At 61.8% G+C, this 20,359-nt stretch carries 17 protein-coding genes and 3 tRNA genes; 4 read left to right on the forward strand and 16 right to left on the reverse strand.

Translation table 11 applies throughout. The annotated features are described in order from the left end of the window. From ABTV29_RS21620 to ABTV29_RS21635, 4 genes are all read right to left on the reverse strand, one after another. Positions 1-1,236 carry a c-type cytochrome gene (locus ABTV29_RS21620; protein WP_433766705.1) on the reverse strand — a complete coding sequence of 412 codons (1,236 nt, stop codon included), beginning with the start codon at positions 1,234-1,236 and terminating at the stop codon, positions 1-3. 2 nt (positions 1,237-1,238) lie between these two features. Next, complete coding sequence (locus ABTV29_RS21625; protein ID WP_433766706.1) at positions 1,239-1,778, reverse strand: (2Fe-2S)-binding protein; 540 nt, start codon at positions 1,776-1,778, stop codon at positions 1,239-1,241. Then, positions 1,771-4,602, reverse strand: a complete 2,832-nt coding sequence (locus ABTV29_RS21630; protein ID WP_433766707.1) for a xanthine dehydrogenase family protein molybdopterin-binding subunit — start codon at positions 4,600-4,602, stop codon at positions 1,771-1,773. The genes ABTV29_RS21625 and ABTV29_RS21630 overlap by 8 nt, the downstream gene beginning before the upstream one ends. Positions 4,603-4,787: 185 nt before the next feature. Beyond that, entirely contained in the window at positions 4,788-5,729 is a 942-nt protein-coding gene (locus tag ABTV29_RS21635; RefSeq protein WP_433766708.1) for a LysR family transcriptional regulator, read from the reverse strand. A gap of 124 nt (positions 5,730-5,853) precedes the next feature. On the opposite strand from ABTV29_RS21635, the gene ABTV29_RS21640 reads away from it, so the two are divergent. Genes ABTV29_RS21640 through aldA form a run of 4 tightly spaced genes read left to right on the forward strand, consistent with a single transcriptional unit; the run spans position 5,854 to position 10,619 of the window. Continuing rightward, positions 5,854-7,149, forward strand: coding sequence for an MFS transporter (locus ABTV29_RS21640; RefSeq protein WP_433766709.1), 1,296 nt, complete (start codon positions 5,854-5,856; stop codon positions 7,147-7,149). Positions 7,150-7,165: 16 nt separating this feature from the next. Continuing rightward, complete coding sequence (gene rhmD / locus ABTV29_RS21645) at positions 7,166-8,350, forward strand: L-rhamnonate dehydratase (RefSeq protein WP_433766710.1); 1,185 nt, start codon at positions 7,166-7,168, stop codon at positions 8,348-8,350. Positions 8,351-8,365: 15 nt separating this feature from the next. Continuing rightward, positions 8,366-9,166: an aldolase/citrate lyase family protein gene (locus tag ABTV29_RS21650; RefSeq protein WP_433766711.1), complete on the forward strand. Its 801-nt coding sequence runs from the start codon at positions 8,366-8,368 to the stop codon at positions 9,164-9,166. A 19-nt stretch (positions 9,167-9,185) separates the two neighbouring features. Continuing rightward, positions 9,186-10,619, forward strand: coding sequence for an aldehyde dehydrogenase (gene aldA, locus ABTV29_RS21655; RefSeq protein WP_433766712.1), 1,434 nt, complete (start codon positions 9,186-9,188; stop codon positions 10,617-10,619). Between the two features lie 269 nt (positions 10,620-10,888). Here the strand turns inward: aldA and ABTV29_RS21660 are convergent. From ABTV29_RS21660 to truA, 12 genes are all read right to left on the reverse strand, one after another. After that, a tRNA-Asp gene (locus ABTV29_RS21660) sits at positions 10,889-10,965 on the reverse strand. A 91-nt stretch (positions 10,966-11,056) separates the two neighbouring features. After that, a tRNA-Asp gene (locus tag ABTV29_RS21665) sits at positions 11,057-11,133 on the reverse strand. 53 nt (positions 11,134-11,186) lie between these two features. Next, a tRNA-Val gene (locus ABTV29_RS21670) sits at positions 11,187-11,262 on the reverse strand. A gap of 134 nt (positions 11,263-11,396) precedes the next feature. Then, complete coding sequence (locus ABTV29_RS21675) at positions 11,397-12,170, reverse strand: SDR family oxidoreductase (protein WP_110967340.1); 774 nt, start codon at positions 12,168-12,170, stop codon at positions 11,397-11,399. Then, positions 12,167-13,378: an O-succinylhomoserine sulfhydrylase gene (locus tag ABTV29_RS21680; protein ID WP_433766713.1), complete on the reverse strand. Its 1,212-nt coding sequence runs from the start codon at positions 13,376-13,378 to the stop codon at positions 12,167-12,169. Before ABTV29_RS21680 ends, ABTV29_RS21675 begins: the two co-directional genes overlap by 4 nt. Positions 13,379-13,451: 73 nt before the next feature. Beyond that, on the reverse strand, positions 13,452-14,957 hold the full coding sequence (purF, locus tag ABTV29_RS21685; protein WP_110967338.1) for an amidophosphoribosyltransferase: 1,506 nt from the start codon (positions 14,955-14,957) through the stop codon (positions 13,452-13,454). Between the two features lie 41 nt (positions 14,958-14,998). Then, on the reverse strand, positions 14,999-15,559 hold the full coding sequence (locus tag ABTV29_RS21690) for a CvpA family protein (protein WP_433766714.1): 561 nt from the start codon (positions 15,557-15,559) through the stop codon (positions 14,999-15,001). 98 nt (positions 15,560-15,657) lie between these two features. Next, positions 15,658-16,338, reverse strand: coding sequence for an SPOR domain-containing protein (locus ABTV29_RS21695; protein WP_433766715.1), 681 nt, complete (start codon positions 16,336-16,338; stop codon positions 15,658-15,660). Then, entirely contained in the window at positions 16,322-17,629 is a 1,308-nt protein-coding gene (gene folC / locus ABTV29_RS21700; protein WP_433766716.1) for a bifunctional tetrahydrofolate synthase/dihydrofolate synthase, read from the reverse strand. The genes ABTV29_RS21695 and folC overlap by 17 nt, the downstream gene beginning before the upstream one ends. Next, positions 17,626-18,546: an acetyl-CoA carboxylase, carboxyltransferase subunit beta gene (gene accD, locus ABTV29_RS21705; protein ID WP_433766717.1), complete on the reverse strand. Its 921-nt coding sequence runs from the start codon at positions 18,544-18,546 to the stop codon at positions 17,626-17,628. The genes folC and accD overlap by 4 nt, the downstream gene beginning before the upstream one ends. 200 nt (positions 18,547-18,746) lie before the next feature. Continuing rightward, the gene (locus ABTV29_RS21710) at positions 18,747-19,364 is read right to left on the reverse strand and encodes a phosphoribosylanthranilate isomerase (RefSeq protein ID WP_433766718.1); all 618 of its coding nucleotides are present in this window, start codon (positions 19,362-19,364) and stop codon (positions 18,747-18,749) included. A 63-nt stretch (positions 19,365-19,427) separates the two neighbouring features. Further along, positions 19,428-20,252: a tRNA pseudouridine(38-40) synthase TruA gene (gene truA, locus ABTV29_RS21715; RefSeq protein WP_433771970.1), complete on the reverse strand. Its 825-nt coding sequence runs from the start codon at positions 20,250-20,252 to the stop codon at positions 19,428-19,430. Between the last annotated feature and the right edge of the window lie 107 nt (positions 20,253-20,359).

A 20,359-nucleotide genomic window follows, 5' to 3' on the forward strand; every position in this document is an offset into this window, starting at 1 on the left:
TCAGTGCGCCTTGTGCTCGAGCGGCGGCGCATCGGCGCGCAGCGTCTGCACAGTGTTCACGGCCAGATCACCCGGCTGGCCACCCCAGCCTTGGCGCAGGTAGTTCAGCAGGTCGGTCAATTGCTCGTGGCTGAGCTTCTCGGCGAAACCCGGCATCGGTTGCATGTGTTCGAACCCGGCAAACTTCTGCTCGCCAATGCCGTCGTCGATCACCCGCACCAGGTTGCGCGGGTCTTCCAGGCGCAGCGTGGTGTTGCCACGCATGGCCACGGCGATGTGCGGCTTGCCCTCGCCTTCAGGGGCGTGGCAACCGGCACAGACATTCAAATATTCCTGACGGCCGCGCTGGGCACTGGCCGTGAGCTTGTCCAGTGGCACGTCGGTCAGCACTTTCGCCGCCGGCGGTTGATCGCCCAGCAGGAAGGTGGCCATGGCCGCCAGATCGGCATCGTTCAGGCCCTGGGTGCTGTTGTGGAACACCGGGAACATCTCGTTGAACATCGTGCCCTGGGCGCTCATGCCGTGCTTGAGGAACGCGCTCAGGTCCTGATGGTTCCAGCCACGAGCGGCCAGGTCGGTGGCCAACAGGGAAGGCGCGAGATAACCGTTGAGCAGGCCGCCGGTCAGTCGCTTGTCCTGCTGCATCGCCCCCGTCTGGCCCCGTGGCGTGTGGCATTCACCGCAGTGTCCGAGCACATCGACCATGTACTGGCCGCGCTTGAACGCTTCGCTCTTGCCTTCGGTCGGCGCCAGCTTCACGTCCTTGCCGTACATCATGTTCCAGGCGATCAGGCCGGGACGAACGTTGAACGGGAAGCTCAGGCTGGTCACCGGCGCCGCACGCTCGATGGGCTCGAAGGTTTTCAGATACGCATGAATCGCGTCGGAATCTTCACGAGGCATCAGGTGATACGAGGTGTACGGCATCGCCGGATACAGGTTGGCGCCATCACGGCGCTTGCCCTCGGTCAACGCGGCGAAGAATTCGTCATCGTTGTACAGGCCGATGCCGTGCTCTTTGCTCGGGGTGATGTTGGTGCCGTAGATCGTGCCAAACGGCGAAACGATCGGCAGCCCGCCCGCAAAAGGCGCGCCGCCCGGTGCGGTGTGGCAGGCCATGCAATCGGCGGCGCGGGCGAGGTATTCGCCACGCTCGACCTGATCATCGGCCTGCGCCAGCAACACAGGCGCAGCCAGGCCGACCGCCAGCGTCAGGCGGGTCAGTAAATGCTTCATGCTTAGCCCTCCTTGACCAGGCCGAGATCGGTCAACACGTTGCGCGTGGCGTTGTAGTAACGCACGTACCCGGTGCAACGGCAGATGTGATGACCGAGGCTGTCCTCGATGACTTTTTCCAGCTGGCTCTTGACGATCGGCTGACGCTGCAGCTTTTCCACCAGCACCGTCGCGGCGTTGACGAAACCTGGTGCGCAGTAGCTGCACTGGAAGGCGAATTCGTCGACGAAACGCTGCTGGATCGGGTTCAGTTCGGTGACCTTGCCCTGCTCGTCACGGGTCGCGTGGCCTTCGATGGTCCGCACTTTCTTGCCTTCGAAATAGTGCGCGCCGGTGATGCAGGTGCGCACTTCTTCGCTGGTGCCGTCCGGGTTGTCGACGATCACCACGCAGGCGTGGCAGATGCCCTGGCCGCAGCCCAGGCGCGAGCCGGTGAGGTTTTTGTATTCGTGCAGGTAATCGATCATCGGCAGGTCATCAGGGATGTCCACCGGGCCGACGGTTTGACCGTTGAGGGTCAGTTGAAGCGGACGGTTAGCCATTGAGGGCCTCCTTGATGCGCGCAGAAGTGATAGGCAGGTCGCGGACACGTTTGCCAATGGCATGGGCCACGGCGTTACCGATGGCGCCGACCACCGGGATCATCACCACCTCGGCGATGCCTTTGGACGGGTCGCTCGGCGACAGCGGCGGCAGGATTTCCGCGGTCTGCTTCCACACCGCGACGTGCCGCGCCATCGGCAGGCGATAACGGTTGAAGTTCCAGTCGCCCTCGCCCGGTCCGCCTTCGTACAGCGGCATCTCTTCCATCAGCGCGTGGCCGATACCCATGGCGGTGCCGCCTTCGATCTGGCCCTTGACCAGTTCTGGTACCAGCACCCGGCCGCACTCGACCCACGAGTGATGGTTGAGCACTTCGACTTCCGCCGACCCCTTGTTCACTTTCAGTTCCACCAGGGTTGCCACGGGGCTGTAGTAGGTCACGGCCGCGTTGTTCAACTGGGTTGGCGGATAGGCGATGCTCTGCCGATCCAGCAGATGGAAACCGGCGCTGTTCATTTGTGCCAGCTTCGCCTTCGGTGCACCCTCGCCGTACTTGACCGCCAGGCCATCGAGCGGCAGGCGCTCGCGCACGCCGTCGATGCTGTACTCGGCCTCGGCCCAGCTCCAGCGGTTGAAGCCGTGCACGGTGGCGCCAGTCACCAGACCGCGCTCGTGGGCACGCTTGGCCAGCATCGCGAATGGCAGCGGCTCCATGCCGTTAGCGGTGAGCTTGCCATCGACCCAATGGGCGTCTTCGCGGCGCACCACGTAAGGATTGGCCTGGCCGCCGTACGGGCCTTGTCGCCAGATTTCCAGCGCCGCCGGCCACAGGCCGTGGTTGAACAGCACGCGCGCCGCTTCACGGGTGGCGTGGCTGAAGTAGTAGGCGGAGTTGGTCGCCGACGACGCCGAAGCGATCTTGCCGACCCAGCGCGGATTGCGCAGGAAGCCATCCTGTTCGGCCTGGCTCATGATGTAAGGGTTGCCGCCGGTGATCAGCTGCATCTCTTTCCAGTCGGTCTCGCCGGTCTTCACTTCATGAGCTGGCAGACCGAGGAAGTCGGCCACCACCATCGCTTGCGACGTGGACATGCCGGTGCCGATTTCGATTCCGATGTGGCGCAGGCTGATGCGACCGTCAGCGGTGAATTCGATGCTCGCCATCGGCGCTTCGGAACCGGTGCCGAAGTCTTTCTGGCAGATGGCGAAACCGATGCCGTACCAGTTGTCGGGATCCGCCGCTTCACGTTGCATCTTGATCAGGTCGCGTTTTTTCCAGGTTTCGTGAGCCGCAGCCTTGTCGAGAATTTCATGCAAACGCAAGGCACCCGCAGGGACCGCGCCCTGGGTGTTTTTCATGCCCGAACGCAAGGCGTTCTTGCGACGCAGTTCAATGGCGTCGATGCCCAGGCGTCCGGCGATTTCATCGACCATCATCTCGGTGGACGCCATGCTCTGCAGGGTGCCGTAGCCACGCATGGAACCGGCCTCAACGGCGCGGGAGTGGTAGGCGGTGACCTGCAGATCGTTCTGCGGCATGTAGTAGATCGACTGCGCCGCCGTGGCGCCAACCGCCGCCACCGACGGGCTGTAGTTGATCCGTCCACCGCCGTCGACACTCATCTCGGCGCGGAAAATCTTGAAGCTGTAGTCGGTCTTGTCCACCGCCAGCTGATAACGGATATCGAACGGGTGACGCTTGATGCCGCTCTGGAACTGCTCGTAACGGTCGTTGGCCAGGCGCACCGGCACACCGGCGCCGTACAGCGCAGCAAGGGCTGCGTAGTAGACGAAAATGTTGTGGTCCTTGGAACCGTAACCCACGGTGTAACCCGGGTGCATGTTCAGGTTGGCCAGGCCGAAACGCGACGGCGCGATCATTTTCGCGGTCTCGGTCGCGGTTTCCAGCGGGCACTGGGTCGCCACCACAAAGTGCAGGGTCTTGGTCGCCGGGTCGTACCAGCCGTTGCCGTTGTCCGGCTCCATGGCCGCCGGTTCGATCGACGGGGTCTTGTAGCGTTCGTCGAACACCAGCCAGTTGTCCGGCGGCGTATCGATCTGCTGTTTCATGCGCTCGGCATAGAACAACCCGCGCTCGGTCAGGTTACCGTGCAGGTTCGGTTGCGAGTTCCACACCGGGCGGCGGTTGCGCAGCATCGGGAACAGGATCGAATCCTTGAGGCTGGCGAATTCGTCTTCGTCCGCCGAGGTCGCGCCGCCGACACGCACATAGCGGAAGCTGCCGTAGGGATCGCCCTCGTAGAACGGCACCTGGGCGCCGTAGCGGATTGCCTTGTCATTGAACTTGAGCAAGGCCTTGGCCTTGCGGAAGCGCTCGAAGTCGTTCCAGATCAGGATCGCCACCGGGTGACCGATGAACATCGGCACCTTGCCGGCCGGCAACAGTGGATCAGGGGCGTGTTCTTCCGGAAAGACGATGCCGTCCTTGACCAGGTCCTCGGCGGTGACGATGCGGTCGGGCTGCAGGTCAGCGCCCAGCCACGACAGGTCGTAACCGTCATAGATGCGGTCGGCCTTGATGGTCTTGAGCAACATGGCGTGGCCTTGTTGCTGCGGCCAGCCCGGCATGTCCTTGGCACGGATGTCGCGGGCAAAGACTTTGCTGCCGCAGACCTTGGACAAGGCATCGTTACGCGCGCGCGCCTTGCCATTATTGCCGAGCCATTGCTCGGACGGCACGGTCACGCTGTTTTCCATCAAGGCTGCCAGCGCCTGGCTGCTCAGCGGCGTAAGCGTCACGCTCACACCCGCCACCAGCCCGCCCTGAAGGAACGAACGCCGGGAAATATCACGGTTGGACATGGATCATCCTCTGGGCGGTTATGGGGTCCGCCCTTTTGGTTGTGTACTGGAAATCTGGGGTCTTGCGGCAGCCCTTCCTGACGTTGCGAAGGGCTGGAATGACAGCGTAAAGCTGACTGAAGGGTTAAGTTTATAGGCTTACGCGCTTGCGGCAAACACCAGAAACAAAAAAACTGACCAAAGAATCAAAATTTTACAGCTTTACTGCGCAGCAAATCGATGAACAGCCCCAGTTCCCGACTGATGTGCTCACCCTTGCGCAACAGCAACCCGAACGGCGCCAGTTGCACATCCAGTTCCACCGGCAACGCCACTACCAGGCCCATTTTCAGGTAGTCGCGCAGGGCGGTTTCCGACAGCACCATGATCGCGTCGGTCAGTTGAATCAGTTGCTGCATCGAATACACCGAACTGCACTCGATGATGTCCGCTGGAAGCGGCAACGCCTGACGCTGCAAGGCCTGATCCAGACCGATCCGCGCCGGGCTGGTTTCCGGCTGCAGGATCCAGGGCCAGGCACTGACCAGTTCCGCCAGTTCAAGCTTGTCGCGCCGGGCCAAGGGGTGGCCGGCGTGCACCACCACCAGCAAGCGTTCATTGCCCAATTGCTCGAACTCGTAGTGCTGGCTGTCGGTGGCGGCATTGCGCCGGGCGATGGCCAGGTCAATGCGGCCCTGCTCCAGCAACTGGATCACCTGGTCGCTGGTGTCGCCCATGATGCGAATCCGTAACTGGGGATTAAGCGCCTTGATTTCGGCGATCGAATCCATCACCAAGTCCGGCGCCGCACCCATGATGGTCCCGATGGAAAGATAGCCATAACCGCCCTGTTGTCGCGCCATCAGGTCCTCGGCACAGCGGTCGAGGCCGCTCAAGGCCGATTCGGCAAAACGAATCAACTCTTGTCCCAGCGCCGTCGGCCGCATGCCCCGGGGCAAACGTTCGAACAGGTCACAGCCAAACATGTCTTCAATTTCATGGAGCATGCGGGTGGCCGCCGGTTGCGACATGTTCAGGTTTTGCGAAGCGCGGTGCAGGTTCTGGCTGGTGCTCAGCGCCACCAGCATGTGCAGATGCTTGTAGCGCAGGCGGTTGAACAGGCTGCGGGAGAGAATCGGCGTAGTCATGTCGGGCCTTTCTATCGATAACTTTAAGGTATCAGTTGTGAGCTAGATTCGATTTGTAACGCATCGATCAGCGGCCGTACAGTCATTCCCATAAGAACAAATGCCCTACCAAAGGAAAACTGCGATGAAGACTCTACCCGCGCCTCTGCTCGCCAAAATTTCCTGGCGGCTGCTCCCGTTTCTCCTGTTGATGTACATCATGGCCTTCCTCGACCGCGCCAACGTCGGGTTCGCCAAGCAAGCCTTCCAAGCCGACACCCACATCAGCGACGCCGCCTTCGCCTTCGGCGCCGGGGTGTTCTTCGTCGGTTACGCACTGCTCGAAGTGCCGAGCAATCTGATCCTGCACCGCGTCGGCGCCCGCCTGTGGATGTGCCGGATCATGGTCACCTGGGGCCTGGTCTCCGCGGCCATGGTCTTTGCCCACAACGAGACCACTTTCTACGTCCTGCGATTCCTGCTGGGCGTGGCCGAAGCCGGCTTCTTCCCCGGCGTGATCCTTTACCTCACCTACTGGTTCCCCAGCGCCGTGCGCGGCAAGGCCATGGGCTTCTTCTACTTTGGTGCGCCACTGGCGTTCATCTTCGGCAGCCCGCTGTCCGGACTGCTGCTGGAGCTGGACGGTTTCGCCGGCTTCCACGGCTGGCAATGGCTGTTTGCGGTGGAAGGTTTGATGGCTTCGGTGGTCGGCATCTGGGCTTACTTCTACCTGGACAATCGCCCGGCCGATGCCAAGTGGCTGACAGCCACGGAACGCCAGCAGATCCAATCCCTGCTCGATCAGGAAGACAGCCACAAACAGAACCACGGCCGCAGCCTGCTCAACGTGTTGTGCCAGCCTTCGGTGCTGTACCTGTGCCTGATCTATCTGCTGATCCAGGCCAGCGTCTACGGCGTGGTGTTCTACCTGCCGACCCAGGTGGGCGGCTTGCTGGGCACCAAGGTCGGGCTGATGGTCGGACTGGTCACCGCGATCCCGTGGATTTGCGCACTGCTGGCGGCCTACCTGATTCCCGGTTACAGCGACCGCACCGGCGAACGTCGACGCACCGCGAGCCTGACCTTGCTGATGGCCGCCGCCGGCATTGCGTGCTCGGTGACCTTCAGCAGCCCGTTCCTGGGCATCGTCGCCCTGTGCTTCGCTGCTTCCGGTTTCATCGCTGTGCAACCGGTGTTCTGGACCTTCCCTTCCAGCTACCTCGCCGGCAGTGCCGCGGCGGCCGGCATCGCCCTGATCAACTCGTTCGGCGCCCTCGGCGGCTTCATCGCCCCGGTGCTGAAAAACTGGGCCGAAGGCGCCTTCCATTCTCCGGCAGCCGGTCTCTACCTGCTGTCCGCTACCACCGTCATCGCCGCGTTGCTGGTGCTGGGCGTACGTTCGCCCGGCCATAAAGCCTCGAACAAACCGGCCACCGTTTAACCTGAGGAGTCACACCATGGGCATTCCAACCATCAAACACGTCCGCGCCTTCACCCTGCGAGGCGGCGGCGCGGATTACCACGATCAGGCGGACGGCCACTGGATCGACGATCACATCGCCACGCCAATGAGCAAATACCCCGAGTACCGCCAGAGCCGCCGCACCTTCGGCATCAACGTGCTCGGCACCCTGGTGGTGGAAATCGAGGCCAGTGACGGCACCGTAGGCTTTGCCGTGACCACCGGTGGCGAACCCGCTGCCTACATCGTCGAGAAACACCTGGCACGCTTCCTCGAAGGCGCCAAAGTCACCGACATCGAAAAGATCTGGGATCAGATGTACCAGTCGACCCTGTATTACGGGCGCAAGGGCATCGTGATCAACACCCTCTCCGGCGTTGACCTGGCGCTGTGGGACTTGCTCGGCAAGATCCGCCAGGAGCCGGTGCACCAGCTGCTTGGCGGCGCGGTGCGCGATGAGTTGCAGTTCTATGCCACCGGCGCCCGTCCGGACCTGGCGCAGAAAATGGGTTTCATCGGCGGCAAGATGCCCTTGCACCACGGTCCGGCCGAAGGCGAGGAAGGCCTGCGCAAGAACCTTGAAGAACTGGCGACCATGCGCGAACGCGTTGGCCCTGACTTCTGGCTGATGCTCGACTGCTGGATGAGCCTGGACCTCAATTACGCGACCAAACTGGCGGTCGGCGCCCATGAACATGGCTTGAAATGGATCGAGGAGGCGTTGCCGCCAGACGACTACTGGGGCTACGCCGCCCTGCGCAACAACGTACCCAAAGGCATGCTGGTGACCACCGGCGAACACGAAGCGACCCGCTGGGGCTTCCGCATGCTCCTGGAAATGGGCTGCTGCGACATCATTCAGCCAGACGTCGGCTGGTGCGGCGGCCTGACCGAGCTGGTGAAGATCTCGGCGCTGGCCGATGCCCACAACGCCCTGGTCATCCCTCACGGCTCGTCGGTCTACAGCTATCACTTCGTCGCCACCCGCCACAACAGCCCGTTCGCCGAGTTCCTGATGATGGCGCCCAAGGCTGACGAAGTGGTGCCGATGTTCCACCCGCAATTGCTCGGCGAACCCGTGCCGGTAAACGGACGCATGCGCCTGTCGGCACTCGATCAGCCCGGTTTTGGCGTGACGCTCAACCCCGAATGCCAACTGCATCGGCCGTACAGCCGCTGAGACAGGAGCCCCGTGATGAACATGCCGCACAACGCTTTCAAGGCCGCGCTGAAACAACCCGCGACCCAATACGGCATCTGGGCCGGTTTCGCCACCGGTTACGCCGCCGAGATCGTCGCCACCACCGGTTACGACTGGATGCTGATCGACGGTGAACATGCGCCCAACACCGTGCCCGGCGTGCTCGCGCAATTGCAGGCGGTCGCGCCCTACTCCACCGCGCCCGTGGTGCGCGCTGTGACGGGCGATGCCAACCTGATCAAGCAACTGCTGGATATCGGTGCGCAGACCCTGATGATCCCCATGGTCGAAACCGCCGAACAGGCCCGGGCGCTGGTGCGCGCCATGCGTTATCCACCCCACGGCATTCGCGGCGTCGGTGGCGGCCTGACCCGTGCCACGCGCTGGGACGGCGTGCCCGATTACCTCAATACCGCCCATGAACAGCTGTGCCTGATCGTCCAGGTGGAATCGCGCCTGGGTGTGGAAAACGTCGAGGCCATTGCCGCCGTGGAAGGCGTGGATGCGGTGTTTATCGGCCCGGCGGACCTGTCCATCGGCCTCGGCCATGCCGGCAATCCCGGCCACCCGGAAGTTCAGGAGCGTATCCGTCACGCGGTGGAGGCCACGCTGGCGGCCGGCAAGGCCTGCGGCATCCTCGCACCGAATGAAGAAGACGCGCGCCGCTACCAGAGCTGGGGTTGTCAGTTCATTGCTGTCGCCATCGACATCAGCCTGTTGCGCCAAAGCGCCATGACCGCCTTGGCGCGCTATCGCGAACCCGCTCACACGCAAGCACCGTCACGCACTTACTGAACTGCCAAGGAGTCGTCCCATGTCGTCCGTGCCTGTCTTTGATAACTTCATCAACGGCCAGTTTGTGGCCAGCGCTGCCCACCTCGATGTGATCAACCCCGCCACCGGCGCGGTGCTGTCGAAAGTCCCGGCCTCGACCGCCGAGGACGTCGACCGCGCCCTCGCCGCCGCACGTGCCGCGCAAAAGGACTGGTCGCGCAAACCGGCCAATGAGCGCGCCGGTTACTTGCGCCGGATTGCGGCCAAATTGCGCGAAAACGTGCCGCATCTGGCGCGCACCATCACCCTGGAACAAGGCAAGATCAGCGGCCTGGCCGAGGTCGAAGTCAATTTCACCGCCGACTACCTCGACTACATGGCCGAATGGGCCCGCCGCATCGAAGGCGAAATCATCACCAGCGACCGCCAGAACGAAAACATCTTCCTGTTCCGCAAACCCCTGGGCGTGGTCGCCGGGATCCTGCCGTGGAACTTTCCGTTCTTCCTGATCGCCCGCAAGATGGCCCCGGCTTTGCTGACCGGCAACACCATCGTCATCAAGCCCAGCGAAGAAACCCCGAACAACTGCTTTGAATTCGCCCGACTGGTGGCGGAAACCGATCTGCCGCCCGGCGTGTTCAACGTGGTGTGCGGTGATGGCCGGGTTGGCGCGGCGTTGAGCGCGCATAAAGGCGTGGACATGATCAGCTTTACCGGCAGCGTCGATACCGGCTCGCGAATCATGGCCGCCGCTGCGCCGAATATCACCAAGCTCAATCTGGAACTGGGCGGCAAGGCGCCGGCCATTGTGCTGGCGGATGCCGACCTGGAGCTGGCGGTGAAGGCGATCCGCGACTCGCGAATCATCAACAGTGGCCAGGTGTGCAACTGCGCCGAGCGGGTGTACGTCGAGCGCAAGGTGGCGGATCAATTCATCGAACGCATCGCGGCGGCAATGAGCGCAACGCGCTATGGCGATCCAATCGCTCAGCCGGACGTAGAGATGGGGCCGCTGATCAACCGCCAGGGCCTGGACAGCGTCAATAACAAGGTACGTACGGCGTTGAGCCAGGGTGCGAGCCTGGTCAGTGGCGGGCAGATCGCCGACCTGCCGAACGGCTTCCACTTCCAGCCCACGGTATTGGCCGGCTGCCGCGCCGACATGCATATCATGCGCGAAGAAATTTTCGGCCCGGTGCTGCCAATCCAGATCATCGACGACCTGGACGAAGCCATCGCCCTGGCCAACGACTGCGAATACGGCCTGACCTCATCGATCTACACCCGCGACCTGAGCAAAACCCTGCACGCGATGCGCGAGCTGGATTTTGGTGAAACCTACGTCAACCGCGAGAACTTCGAAGCCATGCAGGGCTTCCATGCCGGCGTGCGCAAATCCGGTATTGGTGGAGCGGACGGCAAGCATGGGTTGTATGAGTACACCCATACCCATGCGGTGTATTTACAGGGTTGAGGCAGCCCTTCCTGTAGGAGCGAGCCCGCTCGCGATAGACGTCAACGACAACGCGCTCAGACTGATTGAGCGCGGTATCACAACGTTTTTCGCGAGCAAGCTCGCTCCTACAGAAATCGAGTATCGGGAAAAGGAGCAAGAGGAGAAAAAACCAAATACCAGAAACAAAAAACCCCGGTCTTTCGACCAGGGTCTTTGCTATCGATTCGAAGCAAGCGCTGATGGCTTTCTTCGTGCTTCAAGGCGTTCAGTGGTCCTTGAGGCAGATATGGCGCAGCGGACGGGACTCGAACCCGCGACCCCCGGCGTGACAGGCCGGTATTCTAACCGACTGAACTACCGCTGCGTATCGCTGTGGACTTGCGTCCAGGTAACTCGTTTGATTGAAAGCTTCGGTACTTTCAATCGCAAACCGGACGAATCCGATTTGTAAAATATGGCGCAGCGGACGGGACTCGAACCCGCGACCCCCGGCGTGACAGGCCGGTATTCTAACCGACTGAACTACCGCTGCGCGTCGGTGGAGGCTTTTCAGCTTCCATCTTGCTTTCGCAAGACTCTCGGGAGTGGTGGGTGATGACGGGATCGAACCGCCGACATTCTGCTTGTAAGGCAGACGCTCTCCCAGCTGAGCTAATCACCCGTTTGCATCTCCGAGGCCGCGAAATTTACGCAGGTAGCGAACCTAAGTCAATAGCAGGATTGAAGTTTTTCTAAAAAAGACAAAAACATGTCATTCCGGCCAGGGTCAGTGCAGGAGACCACGCCCCTGCCCTGTCATTCGCTATAAATCATTTTCTTGGTCATGCCACCGTCCACCACGAACTCCTGGCCCGTGACGAACCCGGCATTCTTCGACAGCAGCCAGGCCACCATCGACGCCACGTCCTCGACCGTCCCTACCCTGCCCGCCGGATGCTGGGCGTGGTCGGCATCGGTCAGCGGTTCGGCACGTCGCACGGAAGGGTCGCGGGTATCGATCCAGCCAGGGCTGACGGCATTGACGCGAATCTCCGGCCCCAGGCTGATAGCCAGCGCGTGGGTCAGGGCAAGCAGGCCGCCCTTGCTCGCCGCATACGCCTCGGTGTCGGGTTCCGACTGCCTGGCGCGGGTCGAGGCCAGATTGACGATCGCCCCGCTATGGGCACGCAGGTACGGCGCACAGTGCTTGGCCAATAGCATTGGCCCACTGAGATTGACCGCCAGCACCCGGTTCCAGTAGTCCAGATCGAGGCTTTCCAGCGTGATGTTGTGCGGGTCTGCCACAGCCGCATTGCATACCAATGCATCGAGGCGCCCGAATTGCCCCAGCACCTCGGCAACACCCAATGCCACCTGCCCTTCGTTCGCGACATCCATGGCAATGAACCAGGCATTTTCGCCCAGCACCTTGGCCACTTTCGAACCGCGCGCCCGATCCAGATCCGTCAACACGACCTGCCAGCCTTCGCTGATCAGCCATGCGGCGATACCCAGACCGATACCTCGCGCAGCGCCGGTGACCAGCGCTACGCGACCATTGGAGCCAGCCGACGCAGACAGTTCGATCACAAGGCCGCCAGCCCGCGCGCCAGGTCGGCTTGCAGATCCGCCACGTCTTCCAGGCCGACCGCGATACGGATCAAGCTGTCACGAATGCCCGCGGCCTCACGCTCTTGTGGCGCAAGACGGCCGTGGGAGGTGGTGCTCGGGTGGGTGATGGTGGTTTTGCTATCGCCCAGGTTGGCAGTGATAGAAATCAGGCGGGTGGCATCGATGAAGCGCCAGGCGCCCTCTTTACCGCCCTTGACCTCGAAACTCACGACCGCACCGAAACCTTTCTGCTGACGCAGGGCCAATTCGTGCTGCGGATGGCTCTTGAGACCGGCGTAGTGGACCTTTTCGATGCCGTCCTGCTGCTCCAGCCACTCAGCCAGTTGCTGGGCGTTGGCGCAATGGGCCTTCATCCGCAGGTTCAGGGTTTCCAGGCCCTTGAGGAAGATCCAGGCATTGAACGGGCTCAGGGTCGGCCCGGCGGTACGCAGGAAACCGACCACTTCCTTCATTTGCTCGCTGCGACCGGCTACCACACCGCCCATGCAACGACCCTGGCCGTCGATGAACTTGGTCGCCGAGTGCACGACGATGTCCGCACCCAGTTTCAGCGGTTGTTGCAGCGCCGGGGTGCAGAAGCAGTTGTCGACCACCAGCATCGCGCCTTTGGTGTGAGCGATTTTCGCCAGTTCGGCGATATCCACCAGCTCTGCCAGCGGGTTGGACGGCGACTCGACGAAAAGCAGCTTGGTATTGGCCTTGATCGCCGCGTCCCAACCGGACAAGTCCGCCAGGGCCACGTAATCGACTTCGACGCCAAAACGCTTGAAGTACTTCTCGAACAGGCTGATGGTCGAGCCGAACACGCTACGCGAGACCAATACGTGGTCGCCGGCGCTGCACAGGCTCATCACCACGGCCATGATCGCGGCCATGCCGGTTGCCGTGGCCACCGCTTGCTCGGCGCTTTCCAGCGCAGCGATGCGCTCTTCGAACGCTCGCACGGTCGGGTTGGTGTAGCGCGAGTAGACGTTGCCCGGCACTTCGCCGGCAAAACGCGCGGCCGCGTCGCCAGCGGTGCGGAATACATAGCTGGAGGTGAAGAACATCGGGTCACCGTGTTCGCCTTCCGGGGTACGGTGCTGACCGGCGCGAACGGCCAGGGTATCGAACGCTACGCCTTCGAGGTCGCTGTCCAACCGACCGGCATCCCAATCCTGACTCATGCTGTGACTCCTTTCCCAATTCTCGTAAATGAAAAGCCAGATACAAAACCGGCCCCTCAGGGCCGGTAGTTACTCAGTTGTTGTACAGGTCGATGATCGCGCTGACTGCCTGCGTCTTGACCTTGGAGGCATCGTTGCGTGCCTGCTCGATCTTGTTCAGGTAAGCCTCGTCGACGTCGCCGGTCACGTATTGGCCGTCGAACACCGCGCAATCGAACTTCTCGATTTTGATCTTGCCGCCACCGACCGCTTCGATCAAGTCAGGCAGGTCCTGATAGATCAGCCAGTCGGCGCCGATCAGGTCGGCCACGTCCTGGGTCGAACGGTTGTGCGCGATCAGTTCGTGGGCGCTCGGCATGTCGATGCCGTAGACGTTCGGGAAACGTACGGCAGGCGCTGCGGAGCAGAAGTAAACGTTCTTCGCGCCCGCTTCCCGCGCCATCTGGATGATCTGCTTGCAAGTGGTACCGCGAACGATGGAGTCGTCCACCAGCATTACGTTCTTGCCGCGGAATTCCAGTTCGATCGCGTTGAGCTTCTGGCGTACGGATTTTTTCCGTGCAGCCTGGCCCGGCATGATGAAGGTACGGCCGATGTAGCGGTTCTTCACGAAACCTTCGCGGAATTTCACGCCCAGGTGGTTTGCCAGCTCCAGCGCCGCGGTGCGGCTGGTGTCCGGGATAGGGATGACCACGTCGATATCGTGATCTGGACGCTCGCGCTGGATCTTCTCGGCGAGTTTCTCACCCATGCGCAGGCGAGCCTTGTATACCGACACTCCGTCGATGATCGAGTCCGGACGCGCCAGGTAGACGTGTTCGAAGATGCACGGGGTCAGGGACGGGTTGGTTGCGCACTGACGGGTGTGCAGCTTGCCGTCTTCAGTGATGTAGACCGCTTCGCCCGGTGCCAGGTCGCGAATCAGGGTGAAACCGAGCACGTCCAGGGAGACGCTTTCGGAGGCGATCATGTACTCGACGCCTTCGTCGGTGTGACGCTGGCCGAACACGATCGGGCGGATGCCGTGCGGATCACGGAAACCGACGATGCCGTAACCGGTGATCATCGCTACAACGGCATAACCACCGACGCAACGGTTGTGCACGTCGGTCACGGCGGCGAACACGTCCTCTTCGGTCGGCTGCAACTTGCCGCGCTGGGCCAGTTCGTGTGCAAACACGTTGAGCAGCACTTCCGAGTCTGAACTGGTGTTGACGTGGCGCAGGTCGGATTCGTAAATCTCCTTGGCCAGTTGTTCAACGTTGGTCAGGTTACCGTTGTGCGCCAGGGTGATGCCGTAAGGCGAGTTGACGTAAAACGGTTGAGCTTCGGCCGAAGTCGAGCTGCCCGCAGTCGGGTAGCGCACATGGCCGATGCCCATGTGGCCGACCAGACGCTGCATGTGACGCTGTTGGAACACGTCACGTACCAGGCCATTGTCCTTGCGCAGGAATAACCGGCCATCATGGCTGGTCACGATACCGGCAGCGTCCTGGCCGCGGTGCTGGAGGACGGTTAGCGCGTCATACAGCGCCTGATTGACGTTCGACTTACCGACGATACCGACGATGCCACACATGCGACGCAACCCCTACTTAATGGATCTGAACTGAGCAACACTCACTGAGGCGTTTTGGCCGTCGGCAAGAGTTGCTCCTTGAACGGAATATCAACGGGTACGCTGATTCCGCTGGCAAGCCACTGACTGCTCCACCCGAGAATCAGGTTTTTGGACCAGTCCGCGACCAATAGAAATTTTGGCACGAGCTGGGACTGTAGCCACCACTCGTCGTGCTGTACCGGCCCCAGGCTCAACAGCCCGACCGCCACGACCACCAGCAACCCGCCACGCGCGGCGCCGAAGGCCATGCCGAGGAATCGATCGGTCCCGGAAAGTCCGGTGACGCGTACCAACTCGCCGATCAGATAATTGATCATTGCGCCTACCACCAGGGTGGCGACAAACATGATGGCACAGCCCGCGATCACGCGAGCCGAAGGTGTTTGAATATACGCGCCGAGGTACTCGGACAATGAGCCACCGAACATCCAGGCAACGACTCCTGCGATGATCCAGGTCACGAGCGAGAGCGCTTCCTTGACGAAGCCGCGGCTCAGACTGATCAATGCGGAGATGGCGACGATTGCAACGATCGCCCAGTCAACCCAGGTAAATGGCACAGTGCAGCCTACAGACGGATAAGGCGGCGCATTTTAGCAGAGCCCATGCTGATCGGTAAGCTGCGATTGTCAGTGCATTTCAAATCGGGTCGATAGATTTAGCCGCGTTCTGGCTGAAAGCGCACGACAAACCCCTTGAGGTTCTGCTGGCGGTTCAACAGATCACGCAGACGATCAGCCTCGGCACGCTCGATCAGCGGCCCCACGAACACCCGGTTCTTGCCGTCGGCAGAGCGGATGTAGGCGTTGTAACCCTGGCTGCGCAAGGTTTTCTGCAGCTTTTCTGCGCTTTCACGATTGGACAGGCTTGCCAGTTGCACCGACCAGCTGACCGACAGGCCGTTGGCGTCTACCCGGCTTTGCGTGGTGTCCGGCTTGCCTGGCGCTGCCGTGATTGGCTGGGCTGGTGCTGTCGCAGGCTTGGCAGCCAATGCCGGGACCGGCGCTGGAGCGGGTGCAACCGGTTTGGCGGCTGGAGCCGGTGTCGGGACTGGAGTCGTGGGCACAGCAGGTGTGGCCGGCGCCGCCGGAACATCCTGAGCGATATCTTCATCGCTCGGCACCGGCTCCTGAGGCAAGGCTTGCGGCTCGGGCACCACCACGGGCTGGACCTGCACTTGCGGCATGGCAGGTGCTTGCGGCGCAGCCGGGGCTTCAACCGTTACCTGGCGCTGCTCATCCTGACGGGAAAACAGCATCGGCAGGAAAATCACGGCCAGCGCGACCAGAACCAGGGCGCCGACCATGCGCTGTTTGTAGGCTTTATCCAGCAATGCCATTTGCCGCTTCCTCCGTGGAGCGCCGAGTCAGCCAATCCAGGGCCTCGGCGACACAATAAAATGATCCGAACAACAGAATTTCGTCATCGCTCGTTGCCAGCGCGCACTGCCCTTCCAGGGCGGCGGCGACGCTGTCATAGGACGTAACCGAAGCCCCGCGCCGATGCAGCGCCTCGTGCAACTCGACCACCGGTCGCGCCCGAGGTGAATCCAGCGGGGCAACGGCCCAGTGCTCGACACTAGCACTCAATTGTTCAATAACACCATCCAGATCCTTGTCCGCCAGCAATCCGAACACCGCAAGGCGTTTGCCCGCCGGTGGACGGCTGGCCAGACGCCGGGCCAGATACTCCGCCGCATGGGGGTTATGACCCACGTCGAGCAACAGACTCAAGCGTTTGCCCTGCCAGTCGAACTGCCGGCGATCGAGACGACCGACCACTCGCGTCGCCTGCAAGGCCTGGATGATCTGCGCATCGACCCAAGGCAACCCGAGCAGCAGATAAGCCTGGAGCGCCAGCGCCGCGTTTTCCATCGGCAAATCGAGCAAAGGCAGATCGCGCAGCTCGACCACACCGCCCTGGGCGTCAACACCGCGCCATTGCCAGTTGTGATCGGTGATGCCGAGGTCGAAATCGCGCCCACGCAGGAAAAACGGGCAATTGAGTTCGCGCGCCTTATCCAGCAGGGGTTGTGGAGGATTCAGGTCGCCACAGAGCGCCGGTGCGCCCTGGCGGAAGATGCCGGCTTTCTCGAAAGCCACGGATTCACGGGTATCGCCCAGATAATCCGCATGATCGACGCCAATGCTGGTGACCAGCGCCATGTCGGCGTCCACCACGTTGACGGTGTCCAGGCGCCCGCCCAGACCGACTTCCAGCACCACGGCATCGAGCCCGGACTGTTGAAACAGCCAGAACGCCGCCAGGGTGCCCATTTCGAAATAGGTCAGGGAAGTGTCGCCACGCCCTGCCTCTACGGCAGCGAAGGCCTGGCACAGCTCGGCGTCAGTGGCTTCGACGCCATTGACTTGCACCCGCTCGTTATAACGCAGCAGGTGCGGAGAGTTGTAGACACCGACTTTCAGGCCCTGTGCACGCAGCAAGGACGCCACGAACGCACAGGTGGAGCCCTTGCCGTTGGTGCCGGTGACCGTGATCACCCGAGGCGCCGGCTTGCCCAGTCCCATGCGGGACGCTACCTGTTGCGAGCGCTCAAGGCCCATGTCGATGGCCGAAGGGTGCAACTGCTCTAGGTAGGCGAGCCACTCGCCAAGGGTACGTTGGGTCATAGGTTGGCAGGCACCGGAGGAACGACGACTTTTTCGATTGGCGCGGCGACGAATTTCGGCGTCGGCAAGCCCATCATTTGCGCCAGCAGGTTGCCCAGACGCGGACGCAGCTCCTGACGATCAATGATCATGTCGATGGCACCGTGCTCCAGCAAGAATTCGCTTCGCTGGAAGCCTTCCGGCAGTTTTTCGCGCACGGTCTGCTCGATAACGCGTGGACCAGCAAAGCCGATCAGCGCCTTGGGCTCGCCGACGATCACGTCGCCCAGCATCGCCAGACTGGCGGAAACACCGCCGTAGACCGGGTCGGTCAGCACGGAAATGAACGGAAGGCCTTCCTCACGCAGACGCGCCAGGACCGCCGAGGTCTTGGCCATTTGCATGAGGGAAATCAACGCTTCCTGCATCCGCGCACCACCGGAGGCGGAGAAGCAGACCATCGGGCAGCGTTTTTCCAGCGCATAGTTGGCAGCGCGTACGAAACGCTCGCCGACGATGGCGCCCATGGAGCCGCCCATGAAGGAGAATTCGAAGGCCGAAACCACGACCGGCATGCCCAGCAGGGTACCGCTCATGGAGACCAGCGCGTCTTTTTCACCGGTCTGCTTCTGCGCAGCGGTCAGGCGATCCTTGTACTTCTTGCCGTCACGGAACTTCAGACGGTCAACCGGCTCCAGGTCCGCGCCCAGCTCGGTACGGCCTTCGGCGTCGAGGAAAATGTCGATACGGGCGCGAGCGCCGATACGCATGTGGTGATTGCACTTGGGGCAAACGTCCAGGGTCTTTTCCAGCTCCGGACGATACAGCACAGCCTCGCAGGACGGGCATTTGTGCCAAAGACCTTCAGGCACCGAGCTCTTCTTGACCTCGGAACGCATGATCGAAGGGATCAGTTTGTCTACTAACCAGTTGCTCATGCTTTCTTTCTCCAGTACCGGCGGCCCGAACGCTCTGGTTCGCAGCCCCGCGTATGCCCTTAGCTAAATTCATGTATGCGGCGATGATCGATGGATTGCCGGATCAGGGAACGTGACCTGCGTACAACCCAAAAAACTCTCAGCCATGCCTGCTTTGTGCAAGTGCTGTTATGGACGGCGGCAGACTGCCAGCCGTCACATCAACCACGTACCGCTTTGATGAATGCCCGAATCTTTTCGGGATCCTTGATGCCTTTGCTCGCCTCTACCCCGCCACTGACATCCACTGCGTAAGGCCGCACGCGCGCTACGGCCTCGGCGACGTTCTGCGGAGTCAGGCCGCCGGCCAGAATGATCGGCTTGCTCAGGCCCTGCGGTATCAGAGACCAGTCGAACGCTTCGCCGGTTCCACCGGGAACCCCCTCGACATACGCGTCAAGCAGGATGCCGCTGGCACTCGGATAAGCCTCGCAAGCCGCGGCGATGTCATCACCTGCCTTGACCCGCAACGCCTTGATGTACGGACGGTGCCAGCCTTCGCAGTCTTCGGCACTTTCATCGCCGTGGAACTGCAACAGGTCCAGCGGTACGGCGTCGAGAATTTCCCCCAGTTCGCAACGACTGGCGTTGACGAACAAACCCACGGTGGTGACGAACGGCGGCAGCGCCTTGATGATCGTCCGTGCCTGCTGGAACGTCACGGCCCGCGGGCTCTTGGCGTAGAACACGAAGCCGATGGCGTCTGCCCCGGCCTCGACGGCTGCCAACGCATCCTCTATGCGGGTAATCCCGCAAATTTTGCTGCGAACGGCTGACATGTCGATAAAACCCCACGGCAAATCCGAGAAAGTCCCGGATGGTAACAAAAGCGCCGGAGGGCGTCAGCCGTCAAGTTCGGAGAAACCGGTGAGGAAGTGCGGCCCGATAAAACGCTCAGGCAACTCGAACTCATCGCGGTACTCGACCTGCACCAGATACAGGCCGAACGGATGCGCCGTCACCCCGCCAGAACGGCGGATGCGGCTGTCCAGCACCCCCTTCATCCATTCCACCGGACGCTCGCCGGCGCCGATGGTCATGAGCACGCCGGCAATGTTGCGCACCATATGGTGCAGGAAGGCACTGGCACGGATATCCAGCACGATCATCTTGCCGTGGCGCGTGACGCGCAGGTGATGGAGTTCCTTGATCGGTGACTTGGCCTGGCACTGACCGGCGCGAAAGGCACTGAAATCATGGGTGCCTACCAGGTACTGCGCCGCTTCGGCCATGCGTTCGACGTCCAGCGGGCGGTGGTTCCAGGTGATTTCTTCGTTCAGGTGCGCCGGACGGATCTGATCGTTGTAGATCACGTAGCGGTAGCGACGGGCGATGGCCTTGAACCGCGCATGAAAATGCGCCGGCATGACTTTGGCCCAACTGACGCTGACATCGTGTGGCAGGTTGATGTTGGCGCCCATCACCCAGGCTTTCATCGACCGCTCGACCCGGGTATCGAAGTGCACAACCTGCCCGCAGGCATGCACGCCGGCATCGGTACGCCCGGCGCAAAGCAGCGAAACCGGCGAATCGGCGACTTTGGACAAGGCGTTTTCAAGGGTTTCCTGCACAGTGAGCACGCCGGAAGCCTGGCGCTGCCAGCCGCGATAACGCGAGCCTTTGTATTCAACGCCCAACGCGATCCGGAAAAAGCCCTCGGCCGCCATTTCGGCTTCCGGGTTATCTATATTTGCCAAGGAGTGACAACCTGCTGATGTACGCAAAGGCGGGCATTATAAGGCCGCCTGATGGGGATGCCAGTACAACAGTCGAC

Source organism: Pseudomonas putida, assembly GCF_050989985.1.
In the GTDB taxonomy this organism is placed as follows: Bacteria; Pseudomonadota; Gammaproteobacteria; order Pseudomonadales; family Pseudomonadaceae; genus Aquipseudomonas; species Aquipseudomonas putida_AI.